The following is a 16,399-nucleotide window of genomic DNA, read 5'->3' on the forward strand; positions in this document are numbered from 1 at the left end:
CATAGAATTACTATTCTGTAAAATATGTTTTTATATCATTCATTATCAATTCATTAAATTAACTCATAATGATTGGCACTATATTTTGCATGACTACCATTTTTCTTTAGCTTACTCCCAAGCTCAGCTTGGGAGTGTATGCACAAGAAGCTCTGCTTCGAGGATATTAATACATCAAGCAGAGCTTGATAGGCAGGCATTACCAAATAAAATTTGGTAACGAACTAAAACATGTTCATAGATACTTCGCCCGTTTTTTCTGTCATTTTTTATTTTTTTATTTCAGATAAAGCCTGTTGCATGGTTTGTATACGGGTTTCAAACTTATGCATATCCTTTTGGCATTCATCAAGTTTTAATTCCATAGCCTCTAAAAAATCATCCTTATAATCATTAGGATTTATTTTTTTAGAACTCCCTATAAGGACGTAATTAATATCTACACCCGCTTTTGCTATAAGAGCTAAATAGTCAGCATCTGGCTTAGTTTGATTATTTTCATAACTAGACTGAGTAGGTCTTGTAACCTTGCCAATCTCAGCTATTTGGGCTTGATTCATTTTTAATCTTTTCCGTTCTTTAATTAACCGTTCGCCAATCGTAAGCATTTATTTTCCATTTTTTATGTAAAATATATTTACATGTAGAGTTATTTTATATATGATTATGTGTAAGTTGTAATAAGGCAGAGTAAGCAGTAAAAATTTAAGATAAAGCAAGAGGCAATATTTCTAATCTATTAAGACATTAATAAAATGCACTAAGACAACATAGTTCACACTAATAAAAGAAACAATTATACATGCTGAATGGATACTAAAAGCATAGTCAGTAGCTAAATAATTTTTAAGAAGAGAATAACCATGCAAAATGCTTCTAAACCAGCTTATTGGGAAATCATTAATAATTCTCTTTGGAAACAGCAAAATATTATTGAGTTTATAGATGAAACATTAAGTGATTTGTATTTAAGTGAAAATCCTGATTGTTTAAAAGCAGCAGAAAACCGCTTGACTGCTATTGAAATGTTGGTTGATGGTTTGAAAGGAGAACTCCGTAATATCATTCCATTGATTCAAAACAAAAGAGATGAATTATAAAGAGTGTCAACTTTCCCCCGTTCTGCCAAAATAAATACAGTTCATCTTAGTATGGCACGGTAGGTTGATAGCTTACTCCTAAGCTCAGGAATGTATGTACGAAGCTCTGCTTCAAGGATATTAATACATCAAGCAGAGCTTGATAGACAGGTATCCCCAAAGAGACTTTGGTAACGAGCTATTTGGGCAATATCTGGATTAAATATTCCCACGCACAGAAGCATGGGAACAATGAGTAAAATTAATTATCCCGTCTAAACACATGACTGCGAGAAGTCGCCAATCTATCCCACCCCGGACGATGTTCTAAACAGGTTTTTTGAATATTCACCAACACCGTATTATAAGCAAAAGCACCCGCTGGACTTGGATTATCATCGGTTAAAAAGTCAGGATTACCTGCTCTATCAACCCCGTTTTCATCTAAATCCATCCAAACACCCTCATGCAATACTGCCACTCCGGGCATACAACGCTGAGTCACATACACTGGTACAACCACTTTGCCACGATCATTGTAAACCTCAACTGTATCACCTGTTTTTAAACCTAATTTCATTGCATCACTGGCATTCATCGTGACTTCTTGCTCATAAGTTTCACGCAAAATCGCAATATTATTGAAGATCGAATGAGTACGCCAACGTGGATGCGGGCTGATTAAATGGAATGGATGCTTTTTGGTTTTCTCGCTGCCAAGATATTCCCATGGCTCAATCCATTTTGGAATTGCAGGAATATAATGACCATAAGAGGTTTTCGTCCAATCGGTGTATTTTGCCAATTTAGACGAGAAAATCTCAATTTTGCCAGATGGCGTACTCCACGGCACACCTTTTTCCACATTATCCTGAAACGCAACGTGTGGGCGATCTAACTTAAATTTGTAAATCCCAGTTTTCTTAAACTCTTCCCAAGGCATCTCAACATGTTGATGGTGCATAACTTTATTTTCCCACCAATCTTTGAGAAATTTCTCATCCACTGCATCATTGTCAAAAAAGTAATTACGTTCAGCTTTGGGATTATATTTTTCACCAAATCCAAGACGATATGCAAGCTCTGTGAAAATTTGTAAATCCGTTTTACTTTCGCCCATTGGTTCAATGACTTTGGGACGATGAATGTAATAATGTCCTTTATACCAAGGCAATGCCACATCATGGCGTTCAAAATGAGTTGAAACAGGGAATAGCACATCTGACCATAAACCCGATGGCGTAATCGTCGAATCCATACAAACCACTAAGTCTAATTTGTGAATCGCTTGGATTTCTTTATTAATATTAGTCAGTTGATTGAACCAATCTGAGCCTTGCCAGAAAATCCCCTTAATATTAGGAATTTGCCCATCGGTATCATCACTGCGCGGCCATAAGCCAATATCTTCGCGCTTCACATTGGGATAATTCAGCACACAATGCGCCCAACGATCCGATTTAATCGATTGATACCAAATGTTTTTATTTTCATCATAAGGATAGGCGACCGATTCCGCGTGCCAACCTTTGCCCACGCCTTCAGCACAACCACCGATAACCCCGATATTGCCCGTCATCGCTTGCAATGCCGCTGCCATCCGATTGTATTGTTCGCCATATGCATTACGCCCCGGTGCCCAAGAGGCTTTTAACGCCGCAGGCTTGGTGGTCGCATACATATCGGCTAATTTCTTAATATCTTCAGCAGAGACACCACAGATTTCCGCTGCCCATTCAGGGGTTTTAGGCTGTCCGTCTGATTTACCTAAAATGTAATCTTTGAAATTTTCTTGATCGCTCGCCCAATCTGGCATTGTTGATGCGTCCATGCCTTGCACGAATTTGTTAATAAAATCTTGATCTTGCAAATTATTCGCAAAAATATAATGTGCCATTCCCGCCATCATCGCTGCATCGGTATTGGGTCGAATCGGAATCCACCACGCATCATAACTGGATGCAGAATCAGTATGTTGTGGATCAATAATAACGAATTTACAGCCACGTTGTTTGGCTAAGCGCATGTAATAAAAGGTGTTGCCGCCATGGAAAGTATAGGCAGGATTCCAGCCCCACATGATAATCAGTTTGGAATGGGCAAAGGTATCATCTTCATTGCCATCGTGAATTGTGCCAAAAGTCATACGCGAGCTAAAAGTGGTCGCTTGATAAGAAGGCACAGACCATGAATTAGTACGACAGCCAAACATGCCTAAAAACCGTCCCAACAATCCTTCAATTTGATCTGATTTATGCAACACACCCCATGACGCGCCTGCATAACTTTGGTCTAATAATGCGGTATTGCCATAAGTGGCTTTGATATATTCCATTTTTTCTGCGACAAAACTGAGGGCTTCTTCCCAACTGGCACGACGAAATTTACCTTCACCACGCGCTCCGACGCGCATCATGGGGTATAACAAACGTTCTTGGGAATAAATCCGATGTCGATAGGAACGCCCGCGCAAACAGGCACGTAATTGTGGTTCTTCTTCAGTATCTTTGCCGTATTCGCCACCTTTTTGGTAACGTCCATCATCGGTTGATAAGCGCACAATCACATCATTTTTTTTATGTGCAATCAACGCGTGACGTGAACCGCAGTTATGAGCACAACTGGTGACAATGGTTTCTAATTCATCATCTTTTGGATAAGGCTCATACGCATAGGCTTGAGTTTTGCTTGAAATTAGACCAGCAGATAGGGCAGTTGAGGTCAGTGCGGTGGTTTTGAGGAAATTACGGCGGTTTAGGTTTAAATGTGTTTGTAGTTCTTTTATATCCATTCCCTGGCTCCATACGTTAAAAAAGGTCTCTAACTCGTGCAGCTAGAGACCTTAACATTTCAATGATGACCTACAGAGGTTATTACCATGTAATGGTTACTGTCAGCAATTCGTAGACCATTCAAATGAATTTAAACTATCAGTTTGAATTTTAAGGTTTTTTATGTTTTTATATTTGTAATGTTAAATAAATTATCTGCCATTTTGGCAGTTATTTTTGATTTGTTGATTTCTTTTTAAACATAAATAAATATGAAACTATAATTAGGCCTTGTTATTTATGGTATTTTTAGACTGAAATTGGAATCTGTCAAATTGGCATGTGAGGGATAATTGAGTGGAATTTGGAATAATGAGACAGACAAGTGTCCGCCCCATCTTAATATTATCTTGGAGGTTCTACTAGTTCAGTAGGATCGTTGGAATTACCATCTGGATTCTCTTGATTGGTATTACTGCCACCAGTATGAGGGTTTTTAGGACTAGTACTTAAAGGAATCGGAGCTTCTTCACCTTCGTGAATAAGGTTAGAGTCTTGGTCTGACATTATTATTCTCCACAATGTTGCTTTTTAAGGAATAGGCTTCTGCTTGACTTTATTTTTTTCTGTATCTCTATTTTTCTATTTCTGTCGCTATCTTTTATATCTTCAGGCAGACTTGGAACTGTGGCATTAAAATAGATACAGTAAGTACTTCGCATGGTCAGTTATCCTTACTAAGTTAATTGCTTGTTCAGTATAACTATCTAATTAATATCTATCAATATCTATCAGCATCACAAAAACAATAAAAAATATTGCTCAGCAACTTAATTTTAATAATTTTAGAGAAAACAGCTTGTCTAGCAACTGGTATAAAAATAAAAATCTGAGTTTATAAAAAATAGTATTAATGTTTACTATTGATAAAAATAGGAAATATAGTCGTTTTATTTTAAAGTGATACGGACTGGCAGTCCTAGATTTCAAAAATCGATTGATATTTAAAGTATAAAAGGACTGCCAGTCCTAACATACAAACCGAAATTGACTATATGATTCAAGGTGGGAATATTCTGTCATTGATGGCTGAGGTTTTAGCCTGAGATTTTTCATAAAGAGCAGCCCAATCTATTTGAACTACTCAATAGAACTTTAGTTCAGTAAAATTTCTTGTTCTTGCTCCTGCTGAATCAAATTCTCATATAATTCAATATAACTTTGTGCGCTATGCTGCCAACTAAAATCTTTGAGCATTCCATTGGTGCGCAATTGTCGCCAAGTCGCTTTATCCCGATAAGTCACTAATGCTTGCTGCACACAACGCAATAATTCATACGCATCTTCACGTTCAAATATAAACCCTGTTGCGGTTCCTGTATCCAAATGGCGTGGCGTAATATCCACGACAGTATCTGCTAGTCCACCTGTATTGCGCACAATTGGCACAGTACCATAACGCATACTATACATTTGATTTAAACCACAGGGCTCAAACCGTGAAGGCATGAGAAAAATATCAGCACTTGATTCAATTTGATGAGCTAATTCTTCATCATAGCCAAAATTCACACTTAAATATCCCACATATTCATCCGCTAAAATTTGCAGACGCTCTTCTAAATCTTTATCACCACTGCCCAATAAAACCAATTGAGCGCCCTCATTGATAATATGCGGAATAATGGGTACAACTAAATCTATACCTTTCTGATGGGTTAAGCGGGTAATCATACCAATCAAGGGGGTTTGTTTTGGACTTTCTAAACCTAAACGTTGGCGCAAAGCACGGGTATTTTTAGCTTTGGAGGAAAAGTTAGTATGAGTATAGTTGCTGATGAGATGAGTATCGGTTTCAGGATTCCATTCTTGCTCATTGATGCCATTCAAAATCCCTGTCAAACGATGTTGGTTATTATTGAGTAAATCATATAAGCCATAACCATAATTAGGGGTTTGAATTTCTCGGGCATAAGTTGGACTGACCGTCGTAATCCAATCTGAATAATATAAACCTGCTTTTAAAAATGACATCAATCCATAATATTCCAGTCCATACATACTGAAACTTTCTTTTGGTAAATGCAACAAATCTACGGCTTCCGCACCGAATACACCTTGATGTGCAAGATTATGCACACTCATCATGGTTTTGGCTTTGGCATACTTGCTGAAATGTAAATAAGCAGGAGCAAGCCCTGTTTGCCAATCATTGCAATGGATAATATTGGGTGTGAAATTAAATAGATGCTCGCCAAATAAAGCGGCGACTTTGGATAATAAGCCAAAACGTAAATGATTATCCTGCCAATCCTCTCCTTCTTCATCTTGATAAGGCCCACCATCTCTGTGATATAACATGGGACAATCAATGACATAAACAGGAATATCCCCACCTAGCATCATGCCTTCTAAAATTCGTATTGGTGGTAAACAATCAAATAGTTGTAAATTTTCTTTCAACGGTTTTAAGCGTAATTGCTCAATCACCGTTTTATACCCAGGTAACAAAATACGTGCATCCACCCCCAAGGACTGCAACGTATAAGGTAAAGCATGGCTAATATCAGCGAGTCCACCTGTCTTAATCACAGGATATGCTTCTGAAGTTGCGAATAATACACGCAATTGTGCCATCACCCTTCTCTCCTCATTCAGTGTAAACAGCCTTTTACAATGGAAAAATAATCATAATCTCAGATTCTAGGATGACAGACTATTTATAGCTTGCAGAACATTCCATAAAACCTTCTTGTTATTTTGTATTGATCCTAAGGCTCATTATTTGTGTCATTTCAGTATATAACAGTTTTCTAAATTCAGAGAAGCAATTCTTCTTTATTAAGGCTCACCCAAGTTGCCTAAATGGGAACTATGAAAGGTTTGCAGTGACTCAATCCTAATTTAGAACTTAATGAATCAGTAATATGATTGCAAAAATTTGGAACATCTTGAGTAATCACCCTTTATTGATAATTCGCCATTTTGATTTAAATTTGAGAGAATGCAGATAGCTTTCAAGTTCTAGGTTTATATGATGAAAGATATAAATGGTATGGAATTATTTATTATATTGATTGTGGCTATTGTGATTACTTATTTAGTGTATCCAACACCAGAAAAATTAAATTGTACCTATGCCGTATGGGTTAAGGATAGTGAAAATAAAGTATTATCAAATGCAAAAGTGACCTATATTTATAATCAGAAGCATTTTTCTGGTTATTTGGATTCAGATGGCTTTTATCGTGCCACAATGACCCATGATGAAAATACCTGCCCAGAAGTGAAGTTAATAGCTGAAAAGGAAGGCTATGAAACTTATACTCGCCAGATTACTCATAATTTGAAACGAATTGAAGAGATTAAGCTCAAGAAGATTGATAAATTAGAGGAAAAATATAATGCACAGCATACAATTTGAGTCTCATATTGATAAACAAAGTTATTTAAAACTGCAACTTCCTAATGAATGGGTAAACCAAGACGTAAATATCGTTGTACTTGAAAAAAAAGCAGAGCCTATTAAACCTCAAAATTTATCAGTTGCATTTGAATTACTAGCAACTATGCCTGAAAATTTTATGCAAACTTGAGTTGTATCAAAATATTGAAATTGAACATCTTCTCATCAATAATTAAAACTAAATAAGAAAATTGAATCATGCTTAAAAGTTATGAAGCCTTGTATGAAAATAATCAATTAAAGTGGTTTGGTGAACAACCTCAAATTGCATCTGCGCGAGTTATAGTAACGATTTTAGAAGAAAAACCAAAAAAGCCATCATTATCTTGCCTCGAATTGGCTCAACGCCATAATATAGTGGGCAATGTAAAAGATGCTCCAACAGATTTGTCTACAAATAAGGCCTATTTAGCTGGTTATGGTAATAAATAATGCCAGTTATTATTGATATAGGTGCGTTACTAGCACTTCTCAGTGAACGAGATAATAGACATGATTGGATAAAACAAATTCTTACTTTTGACAAAGATTTCATTGTCTACCGCCAACATCAAAACCAATCCATTCCTTTACTCATGCCAAATTTGCAATTGTTTTTACAATCGATAACGATTCATTGATAAAAGGCAACCTACTTTGAACGACGAGCAACTACTGCGCTATAGCCGCCAAATTTTACTACCGCAAGTAGATTTTGATGGACAACAAAAATTACTAGATTCAAAACTGCTGATTGTTGGCATGGGTGGTTTAGGCTCACCTGTTGCGATGTACTTAGCTGCTTGTGGTGTTGGACATCTGGTTTTAGTGGATCACGATACGGTAGAACTCTCGAATCTACAACGCCAAATCATTCATACCACTGATCGAATCGGCATCCCTAAAGTTATTTCCGCACAACAAACACTAAACGCACTCAATCCAGAAGTGGAAATCACGACCTATCAAGATAAAATAGAACATATTAGCCAAGACCTCACCAGTATTGATGCCATTATCGACTGTAGTGATAATTTTTCGACACGTTTCACATTGAATATACTGAGCCAACAACACAAAATCCCACTGATTTCAGGTGCAGCGCTACGCTTCCAAGGCCAGCTCAGCAGCTTTTTACCAGCACAAACTGACAGCCCCTGCTACCATTGTCTATATCCTGATATGGAAACTGAGCAGGAAAGTTGCAGTGAGTCTGGAGTTATATCGCCTTTGGTTGGAGTGATTGGCAGCCTGCAAGCAATCGAGACTATCAAAATACTCTTAAACATAGGCAATAATCTGTGTGGTAAACTAATGCTATTTGATGGTTTTACCATGCAATGGCGTACCGTGACACTAGCTAAAGATAATCAGTGTCCTGTGTGCGTAAACAAATAGCTCAGATGATTGGAGGTGTGGGTAATGACTGTCACCGTGAAATTTTTTGCTAGTTTACGTGAAAAAGTGGGGATGGGTTCAGTGCAACTGAGTGCAAATGCACCACTGACTGTTGCACAAGCTTGGTCGCAAGCCTGCAATGAACTCCCGTTGCCTTCTCATGTACTGATGGCTGTGAATATGGAATATGTTGAACCTTCTACGGTTTTGCATGATGGCGATGAAGTCGCCTTTTTCCCACCTGTTACTGGAGGTTAAGCTTGATGAAAGTCGTTGTCACAACAGAACCATTTAACGCATGGGAACAAATTCAAAATTATGAGCACCAGTTGTGTTCGCAAGCCTTACAATGGGGTGCTGTGACAACTTTTGTCGGCACAATGCGTGATTTTAATGAAGGTGATGACGTGCAAGCCATGTTTTTAGAACACTATTCACCAATGACAGAAAACTATTTACGCAAAATCAGTCAAACAGCGATGTATCAATGGGAACTTGTCGATACACTCATTATTCACCGCGTCGGCGAAATTCTCCCACAAGATAATATTGTGCTTGTCGCTGCATGGGCAGCACATCGTGGTACAGCGTATGAAGCCAGCCGCTATTTAATCGAAGAACTCAAACATCATGCCCCGTTTTGGAAACATGAAACTCTCAAAAATGGTGATAAACGTTGGGTTGCTGCTAATACATCTGGTGAAGCATAAACAAAATAAGGTTTTAAACTTTCGTATTTTAGGAATGATGGACAATGGATAAATTTGATATAGTGGTTGTTGGAGGTGGTTTAGTTGGCGCAAGTTTAGCTGCCTGTTTACGTCATTTACCGTTAAAAATTGCTATTATCGAAGCCAAACCCCAAACCATTCCCGCAGAAAATGATAATCGAATTATTGCGCTCAATTACGTGTCACGACGTATTTTTGAAGGCATGGATATTTGGCAAAAAATTGCACCTGATGCTGAACCAATTAAACATATTCACGTCTCTAATCGTGGCCATTTTGGTATCGCCCGTTTACCACATGATTTATTAAATTTGCCTGCATTGGGTTATGTGGTACGCGCTAAGCACATTGGCAAGGGTTTAAACGTGGGTTTAGATTCAACAAATATGATCGCACCTGCACAAGTGATACAAATCACGACCCAAGATGACAGCGTGACTGTTGAATATCAACAACAAGAACACATTCACAGCTTATCCACTCGTTTATTGATTGCGGCTGATGGCGCGAACTCTCAAATTTGCCAACAGCTTAATATCCCAATTCATAGCCAAAATTACGACCAAACGGCAATTGTCACCAATATCAGCGTTGATAAACCGCATCAAAATATTGCTTATGAACGCTTTACTGATACAGGGCCTATTGCATTATTGCCAATTGCTGAGAAACAATATTCCCTTGTTTGGACGGTTAAACATGAAACAGTGGATTCAATTCAGCAATTAGATGAAGCTGGATTTTTACATACGATTCAACAGCAATTTGGTTGGCGAGCAGGCCGTTTTATTGCCAGTGAACCTCGCTTTGCTTTTCCACTCAGTTTAAGTTATTCAGAACACTTAACCACACAACGTACGATCATCATGGGCAATGCGGCACACACCTTACATCCTGTGGCAGGCCAAGGCTTTAATTTAGGTTTACGTGATGTGGCTAGTTTAGCTGAAGTGATTAATAAAGCATGGGAACATGGGCAACTTGATGTAGGCTTAGGTAGTGTGTTGCAAACGTATGAGAGCTATCAAACTGAAGACCAAAAAGCTGTAACATGGTTAACCGATGGTTTGGTGCAAGTGTTCTCAAATAACTTTATGCCATTGGCCGCTGCTCGAAATCTTGGATTATTGAGCCTCGATGCGTTGCCACCTGTGAAAAAATATCTGATGCGGCAGATGACAGGCTTAAATAGTTATCCTTCCCGTTTGGCGCGTGGACGTAAAATGACGTAAGGTTTTTAGGACTGACACTCCTCTGAGAGCGAGCAGTCCATATCATTTAACAGCGCACAGCAACCATTTATTATTCCCTCAATTCATTGGCTCAAACGGTCTTAACCAAAGTTAATTTTACCCTCTAAGTCATTACGGGAGTCTGCATTTTTCAAGGCCTCTTCCATACTGATTTTGCCTCCTTTATACAAATCATATAAGGCATCATCAAACGATTTCATACCTTTTGTACCACTGGATTGCATCGCCTCTTTAACATCCGATAATTGCCCTTTTAGAATCAAACCTGCAATATGTGGCGTATTAATCATAATTTCGATGGCAGCACAGCGTTTGCCCCGCACGTCAGGAATCAAGCGTTGAGAAATAACCGCGTTTACATTGGCGGACATATCCATGAATAATTGCTTATGCTTTTCAGTTGGGAACATGTTGATACAGCGATCAAGTGCTTGGTTGGCTGTGTTAGCGTGCATGGTTGAAATACATAAGTGACCTGTATTTGCCAATTCTAACGCCGCCTCCATGGTTTCCTCGGTTCGAATTTCACCAATCAAAATAACGTCGGGGGCTTCCCGTAATGAGGCTTTAATCGCAGCAGCATAAGAGGCGGTATCAACACCGACTTCACGCTGATTAATAATCGACATTTGATTGGGGTGCGAAAATTCAACGGGGTCTTCAATGGTTAAAATATGTCCCGGTGAGTTGGCATTTCGATGATCGATCATTGCGGCTAAAGTGGTTGATTTACCAGAACCTGTACCCCCAACCATCAATAATAATCCGCGCTTAGCCATAATTAATTCTAATAATATATCAGGCAAACCCATGGCTTTTGCATTAGGAATTTCTGAAGGAATCAAACGCATCACCATACCAATGGTACGGCGTTGGAAAAAGGCATTGGCACGGAAACGTCCACTATTATCAGGCATTGAAATCGCGAAATCTAAATCTTTAGTTTTTTCAAACTGCTCAATCTGCTCATCTGTCATAATTGAAAAAGCACATTTACGTGTAATATCTGAGTCTGCAACAAAGTTACTTAAAGGTATTGCCTTGCCTGAAATTTTCGCTTTAATTTTAGAGCCTGAGGTTAAAAATAAATCCGAACCATCGAGCTTAATAATCAAACGTAAGTAATCTAATAAATCAGTGCTATCAAGCAGAATATCCTCTTCTTCATCTGCTTTAGCCTCTTCTTGTTCCTCAGCGACTTGAATTGTAATACTGAGGTAAACCGCTTTTTTCTGCACAGACACATCAACACTAAAATCGCCATGTGGATTATTTGTATCTAGTTGTAATTTCTTATCTTTTGCAAATCGTTTTTTCTGTTCATCAGACATTAATCCATAGGCCGCTGCTTTAGTCATTTCTCCTGTTAATGTATTTTTTCCGACAGGTTTATATTGTTTACCCATTTTGACTTGAACAGGAGAACCTGCTTCTAATTTCAGTTCTTCACCTTTTTTCTCTACCATCAATTTTAAATAAGGAGTTAAGTCCATAATGCGCTACCTGTGCCACAACAAAGTAGTTAAAATTGTACCACTAATAACAGGCTAAATGAGTAATGAAAGGCTTATGAGATAGGAGTTATACAAAATGTTGTTATGAACTGTAAGTAATCTGAGTCACATGTGATTTTTTTCTATAAAATTCAGGCTTTTATTTGAAAAAATACATTATTGTTTATCAAAAACAGATTACTTAGCTTTAGGACTGCTTACTTGAGCATTCTTAATGATGCTAAAACGATGTGCTAGTCAATAATCGTGGTTATTGTTTCAATATTAGGCGGGTTTTGTAGAGTCTTTTTCACACTGCATTCATTTGTGGCACGAATCAACGCTGAACGATATTTTTCAGGAAAGCTTGCTGGCAACACAATTTCAATCTCAATATGTTCAACTAAATGGTTTTTTTCGTTTCTGGTATCGCTCATATTGATAGAAATACCATCCATTGCAATCTCGCGCTTTTGACAGAATCGGTTTACAAAAAAGCCTGCACAGGTCGCTAAACTGGCTAAAAAATAATCATAGGGGGCTGGCGCAGTATTGAAGCCACCCAGTTTTTCAGGCTGGTCAGTGGCTATAGTAAAACCCTCAAAATGTGCATTCACTTGTGCACCTTGACCAAAATCCACTTTAATATCCATGTGTGCTCCTAATTGTCTACCAATAATTCAAAATGCCCGCGTTTCTGATTGACGTACACGGTATAGTGACCTGAACTCAAGTTTTTGACATCCAAGGGAATAATATATTCACTCAAAATCGTTTGGGTTTTGCATTGCGGTTGTTTTTGGCGCGTTTCCAACATTTCTATTAAAAAAACATCACCACGCTGATTTTGATAAATATCATTTACGTTGGTACAGTTATCTTTAAACTCTACAACCACCGCAACATTAACTTGTACAGGGAATTCAGACAAGACCATAATATTTAATGCTTTAATTGGAACTTGTTGCTGATTAGGTTTAATCGGGCTTTGGCTTTGAGCCGCTTGCTGTTTTTGTAAATTATCTTTACTCGCATCAGTGCTTTGCTCTACTTTTTGTGGAGAACAACACAACAATACAGTCACAGAGCATAAATAAAAAATGAATTGATAAAGTTTCATATTGTTTTACGGTTTAGATACTGTCAATAAAGACCTCAACCCAAGATTGTACAGTATGAGATTGAAAAATGACATGAGGACTATCGAGTAATCAATAGTCCTAAACACAGCAGATCAGGCTTTAAGATGGGTCTAAAAATGGTTCAACCATTTCACAAATTTGCTCATCTTCAAATAAGCGCGCCAATTGTTCAATTTTCCGCGCAAAACTTAATAATTTATTATCGAGTTCCACTAATTCTTGGGTATATTGAAGCACACCTGCAATATCACCTTGCATTGCTAAATTATGTAATGCCGCTGCCTGAGAGGAAGAAAGCTGAATCTGATCCAGTGGAATGAGTTCTTCAGCAGGTGTCTGAGATAATAAATTAATCGCATCTGTATCCACTGATTCGTATTGCCAAGTTAAGTTTAAACATTGTTGTAATGTATTTAATAATTCATCCACTTTAAACGGTTTAGGGATGAAAGCATTACAGCCTGCTTCTAAGCTTTGTTGCTGATTATGTTCAAACACGCTGGCACTAATCGCAATCATCGGCACATTGCAGAATTGGGGTTGCTGCCTTAATTTTTGTACCATTTTAAGCCCAGTCAAGTTTGGCATTACAATGTCGGTTAAAATTATATCAGGCTGCTGCTCTAAAGCGATTTCTAAACCTTGTTGTCCGTCTGTTGCTTGAATCAGATTAAAACCTAGTGGTGAGAGTAAGTCTAATAATACTGCACGATTTTCTTGCATATAATCAACAATTAACAAAGTCTTACGTTGTTCTTGATAACCAATAATGGTATCGGTATGGCTGATATTGTCTTGTTGTGCCATGTCATCAGCTTCAGCTAAATCTAATGCAATCCAAAAACAACTCCCCTTACCCAGTTCACTCTTAACCTGAATATTACCTTCCATCATGTGTACAATACGTTGCGTAATGGCCAGTCCTAAGCCTGTGCCTTCTGCTTTATAATGATTGTCACCCGTTTGTTGGAAAGGTTGGAAAATATGCTCAATATCTGTTTGGGCAATACCTGTCCCCGTATCTTCAATTTGAAAACGAGTTTGTTGATTATCGTAACCGACCTTAAATGTTACCTGCCCCTTATTGGTAAACTTAATTGCATTGCCAAGCAAGTTAATCAGCACTTGGCGTAAACGGGTTTCATCAGCATAAACGCCCATAGGTAATTGGGTAAGTTTTTCATAAGTAAACAAGATACCTTTTTGTTCTGCCCGCATTTTGAATAAGTCGACAATACTAAGCAAAAACCCCTCAAAATGAAAACTGGAAGGATATAATTCAATACGATTAGCTTCGATTTTGGCTAAATCTAAAATATCGTTAATCAAGGTCAATAAGTATTCGCCGCTGCGTTGAATGACTTGAATCCCTTCTTTTTGCTTTGGATTAAGTGAGTGATCTCGGTTTAAAATCTGCGTATAGCCAAGAATGCCATTTAGAGGAGTACGTAACTCATGACTCATATTGGCTAAGAATGTGCTTTTTGCCTGATTGGCTGTATCAGCGGTTTGTTTTGCCTGTTGTAGTTGAGTTTCTGCTGCTTTACGTTGGTTAATTTCAAGTTCTAAATATTGATTCTTTTCGATAATTTCATCTGATTGAGTTTGTAACTCCTCATTCATTGCCATCAGTTCTTCAGATTGTGCCGTTAATTCTTCGGTTTGAGCAGCCACTTCTTCTTTTAGACGCTGATTATATTCTCCTAGCACTTCCTCTGCTTTTTTGTGCATCGTAATATCAGCAACTGTACCCAATATCCCAATGACTCTACCTTTAACATCATGCAATGGGATTTTGTTAGTTTCTACCCATAAAGTTTGCCCATCAACTTGTTTGACTTGCTCAATCACATTCAAACAGGGCTTATCATTTTTCATCACATCTTGATCGCCAGACACGAAGTCTTCAGAATATTCATACCAGACTAAATCACTATCATGTTTACCCACAATTTCTTCAGGATTAGAAATGCCCGCAATTTTAGCTAAAGCCTTATTACAGCCTAAATACTCAGAGTCCACGTCCTTCCAAAAAATAAGCTGTGGAATATTATCCATAACTAAACGTAAAAACTCTTGTTTCCAGCGCAGTTCTTCTTCAGAGCGTTTTAATCTAATAATGCCAAAATAAGACAATAGAGTTGAAGCCAGTAAAATGAATATTAAAGCCACCAAGCTATAAAAATACTGATAGTCTTTGGTTTGATAAGCGTTGACTTCAGATGCAGTACGTTGCTCTAATACTTTGAAAAATTTATAAATAGGTTCCATTATCGCCAGTTTAGCTTGGTGATATTCTTCACCATAAACCAGTTTTTTTGCCAAGTTAAAATCAGGCTCTCCTTTAATTGAAAATGCCCCATTTCGATCCAGAAACTGACCTTTAACCGCGTGCATTGCAATATTTTCTAATTGAGTAAGATTGTCAGAATTGAGTTGTGCTTGGTGTAATAAATTAAATTCTTGTTCTGTAATATTTGACTGTTTCATCAATTGTTTTAAGGAAACCATTTGTCCAGCAGGAAATTGCTCAATACCTACCGCCATAAAATCCCAATAAATCGAATGATAGTGTTGAGGTCGTGGTTTCTCACCATTACGAATGGCTAATAAACCCCAAAATTGTTGCTCATAACGCGGCTCACCTGTCACAACATAGGTTCTAACCAAGCGGGTTAAATCATCAGAGCTGTTTAATAACTCATTTGCTAGTGTATAAGATGTATAACGAGATTCCGTGCTTGCTACTAGAAATTTCTTATTTTGGATAATCAAAAAAGATAAAAAGATAATAAGCAGCAGTAAAAATGTTTTAGCTGAGAATAGAAGAAAGAAAAAATTAGTTAATTTAATATGTTGCCTCATTTTTTACCCTCTAAAAATAAAGCTCATACATAATTTATTTTAAGGTGTGAGATAGCGCGCGATTTTTACATTAATATTCTATAAAATCAAAAGATTAACATTTAAATATAGTGCTATCTCTAATTATATTATTATGTATGATTGTTCCAACAGGAATACTCTTAAGAGGCATAGCATTACCAGGTTTAACATCAACCTTAAGTCCTGCGATAACCTTATCAC

17 protein-coding genes are annotated in these 16,399 nt (G+C 37.6%); 9 read left to right on the forward strand and 8 right to left on the reverse strand.

The features are described from left to right. Positions 1-220, forward strand: a 220-nt coding sequence (locus tag ABXH34_RS12480; RefSeq protein WP_353572216.1) for a hypothetical protein, incomplete at its 5' end; no start/stop codon positions are given. 49 nt (positions 221-269) lie between these two features. Here the strand turns inward: ABXH34_RS12480 and ABXH34_RS12485 are convergent. Then, entirely contained in the window at positions 270-608 is a 339-nt protein-coding gene (locus tag ABXH34_RS12485; protein WP_353572217.1) for a helix-turn-helix domain-containing protein, read from the reverse strand. A gap of 255 nt (positions 609-863) precedes the next feature. Here ABXH34_RS12485 and ABXH34_RS12490 point away from each other — a divergent pair, with 255 nt between their 5' ends. Further along, positions 864-1,100, forward strand: coding sequence for a hypothetical protein (locus ABXH34_RS12490; protein WP_353572218.1), 237 nt, complete (start codon positions 864-866; stop codon positions 1,098-1,100). Between the two features lie 241 nt (positions 1,101-1,341). On the opposite strand, the gene ABXH34_RS12495 is transcribed toward ABXH34_RS12490, so the two are convergent. The 3 genes from ABXH34_RS12495 to glgA form a co-directional block, all read right to left on the reverse strand. After that, positions 1,342-3,870 (reverse strand): molybdopterin-containing oxidoreductase family protein, encoded by a 2,529-nt coding sequence (locus ABXH34_RS12495; RefSeq protein ID WP_353572219.1) that lies wholly within the window; start codon positions 3,868-3,870, stop codon positions 1,342-1,344. Between the two features lie 385 nt (positions 3,871-4,255). Then, positions 4,256-4,417 carry a hypothetical protein gene (locus tag ABXH34_RS12500; protein ID WP_353572220.1) on the reverse strand — a complete coding sequence of 54 codons (162 nt, stop codon included), beginning with the start codon at positions 4,415-4,417 and terminating at the stop codon, positions 4,256-4,258. A gap of 588 nt (positions 4,418-5,005) precedes the next feature. Then, complete coding sequence (glgA, locus tag ABXH34_RS12505; RefSeq protein ID WP_353572221.1) at positions 5,006-6,487, reverse strand: glycogen synthase GlgA; 1,482 nt, start codon at positions 6,485-6,487, stop codon at positions 5,006-5,008. Positions 6,488-6,884: 397 nt separating this feature from the next. On the opposite strand from glgA, the gene ABXH34_RS12510 reads away from it, so the two are divergent. The 7 genes from ABXH34_RS12510 (at position 6,885) to ubiH (ending at position 10,656) form a co-directional block, all read left to right on the forward strand. Next, a complete protein-coding gene (locus ABXH34_RS12510; RefSeq protein ID WP_353572222.1) occupies positions 6,885-7,274 on the forward strand; it encodes a hypothetical protein in 390 nt (129 codons plus the stop codon). Then, positions 7,255-7,446: a hypothetical protein gene (locus ABXH34_RS12515; RefSeq protein ID WP_353572223.1), complete on the forward strand. Its 192-nt coding sequence runs from the start codon at positions 7,255-7,257 to the stop codon at positions 7,444-7,446. Before ABXH34_RS12510 ends, ABXH34_RS12515 begins: the two co-directional genes overlap by 20 nt. A 68-nt stretch (positions 7,447-7,514) precedes the next feature. Next, a complete protein-coding gene (locus ABXH34_RS12520; RefSeq protein ID WP_353572224.1) occupies positions 7,515-7,748 on the forward strand; it encodes a hypothetical protein in 234 nt (77 codons plus the stop codon). A 204-nt stretch (positions 7,749-7,952) separates the two neighbouring features. Then, positions 7,953-8,693 (forward strand): HesA/MoeB/ThiF family protein, encoded by a 741-nt coding sequence (locus ABXH34_RS12525; protein WP_353572225.1) that lies wholly within the window; start codon positions 7,953-7,955, stop codon positions 8,691-8,693. A gap of 24 nt (positions 8,694-8,717) precedes the next feature. Beyond that, positions 8,718-8,951 (forward strand): molybdopterin converting factor subunit 1, encoded by a 234-nt coding sequence (moaD, locus tag ABXH34_RS12530; RefSeq protein ID WP_353572226.1) that lies wholly within the window; start codon positions 8,718-8,720, stop codon positions 8,949-8,951. Positions 8,952-8,956: 5 nt separating this feature from the next. Then, complete coding sequence (locus tag ABXH34_RS12535) at positions 8,957-9,403, forward strand: molybdenum cofactor biosynthesis protein MoaE (protein WP_353572227.1); 447 nt, start codon at positions 8,957-8,959, stop codon at positions 9,401-9,403. 44 nt (positions 9,404-9,447) lie between these two features. Further along, positions 9,448-10,656: a 2-octaprenyl-6-methoxyphenyl hydroxylase gene (ubiH, locus tag ABXH34_RS12540; protein ID WP_353572228.1), complete on the forward strand. Its 1,209-nt coding sequence runs from the start codon at positions 9,448-9,450 to the stop codon at positions 10,654-10,656. 101 nt (positions 10,657-10,757) lie between these two features. Here ubiH and ABXH34_RS12545 read toward each other — a convergent pair whose 3' ends face one another. The 4 genes from ABXH34_RS12545 to ABXH34_RS12560 all read right to left on the reverse strand — a co-directional run bounded on the left by ABXH34_RS12545 (position 10,758) and on the right by ABXH34_RS12560 (position 16,177). After that, positions 10,758-12,170 (reverse strand): PilT/PilU family type 4a pilus ATPase, encoded by a 1,413-nt coding sequence (locus ABXH34_RS12545; protein ID WP_353572229.1) that lies wholly within the window; start codon positions 12,168-12,170, stop codon positions 10,758-10,760. 254 nt (positions 12,171-12,424) lie between these two features. Then, positions 12,425-12,823 (reverse strand): OsmC family protein, encoded by a 399-nt coding sequence (locus ABXH34_RS12550; protein WP_353572230.1) that lies wholly within the window; start codon positions 12,821-12,823, stop codon positions 12,425-12,427. Positions 12,824-12,831: 8 nt separating this feature from the next. Then, positions 12,832-13,290: a hypothetical protein gene (locus ABXH34_RS12555; protein ID WP_353572231.1), complete on the reverse strand. Its 459-nt coding sequence runs from the start codon at positions 13,288-13,290 to the stop codon at positions 12,832-12,834. Positions 13,291-13,411: 121 nt separating this feature from the next. After that, on the reverse strand, positions 13,412-16,177 hold the full coding sequence (locus tag ABXH34_RS12560) for an ATP-binding protein (protein ID WP_353572232.1): 2,766 nt from the start codon (positions 16,175-16,177) through the stop codon (positions 13,412-13,414). Between the last annotated feature and the right edge of the window lie 222 nt (positions 16,178-16,399).

This window comes from Candidatus Albibeggiatoa sp. nov. BB20, from assembly GCA_016744725.1.
In the GTDB taxonomy this organism is placed as follows: domain Bacteria; phylum Pseudomonadota; class Gammaproteobacteria; order Beggiatoales; family Beggiatoaceae; genus Albibeggiatoa.

Excerpts from the sequence above, each read along its gene's own strand:
- ABXH34_RS12490 (WP_353572218.1), top strand. The coding sequence starts at position 864 with ATGCAAAATGCTTCTAAACCAGCTTATTGGGAAATCATTAATAATTCT.
- ABXH34_RS12550 (WP_353572230.1), bottom strand. The coding sequence starts at position 12,823 with ATGGATATTAAAGTGGATTTTGGTCAAGGTGCACAAGTGAATGCACAT.
- ABXH34_RS12520 (WP_353572224.1), top strand. The coding sequence starts at position 7,515 with ATGCTTAAAAGTTATGAAGCCTTGTATGAAAATAATCAATTAAAGTGG.
- ABXH34_RS12515 (WP_353572223.1), top strand. The coding sequence starts at position 7,255 with ATGCACAGCATACAATTTGAGTCTCATATTGATAAACAAAGTTATTTA.
- ABXH34_RS12485 (WP_353572217.1), bottom strand. The coding sequence starts at position 608 with ATGCTTACGATTGGCGAACGGTTAATTAAAGAACGGAAAAGATTAAAA.
- glgA (WP_353572221.1), bottom strand. The coding sequence starts at position 6,487 with ATGGCACAATTGCGTGTATTATTCGCAACTTCAGAAGCATATCCTGTG.
- ABXH34_RS12555 (WP_353572231.1), bottom strand. The coding sequence starts at position 13,290 with ATGAAACTTTATCAATTCATTTTTTATTTATGCTCTGTGACTGTATTG.
- ABXH34_RS12535 (WP_353572227.1), top strand. The coding sequence starts at position 8,957 with ATGAAAGTCGTTGTCACAACAGAACCATTTAACGCATGGGAACAAATT.
- ABXH34_RS12495 (WP_353572219.1), bottom strand. The coding sequence starts at position 3,870 with ATGGATATAAAAGAACTACAAACACATTTAAACCTAAACCGCCGTAAT.
- ABXH34_RS12560 (WP_353572232.1), bottom strand. The coding sequence starts at position 16,177 with ATGAGGCAACATATTAAATTAACTAATTTTTTCTTTCTTCTATTCTCA.
- ubiH (WP_353572228.1), top strand. The coding sequence starts at position 9,448 with ATGGATAAATTTGATATAGTGGTTGTTGGAGGTGGTTTAGTTGGCGCA.
- ABXH34_RS12510 (WP_353572222.1), top strand. The coding sequence starts at position 6,885 with ATGATGAAAGATATAAATGGTATGGAATTATTTATTATATTGATTGTG.
- ABXH34_RS12545 (WP_353572229.1), bottom strand. The coding sequence starts at position 12,170 with ATGGACTTAACTCCTTATTTAAAATTGATGGTAGAGAAAAAAGGTGAA.
- ABXH34_RS12500 (WP_353572220.1), bottom strand. The coding sequence starts at position 4,417 with ATGTCAGACCAAGACTCTAACCTTATTCACGAAGGTGAAGAAGCTCCG.
- moaD (WP_353572226.1), top strand. The coding sequence starts at position 8,718 with ATGACTGTCACCGTGAAATTTTTTGCTAGTTTACGTGAAAAAGTGGGG.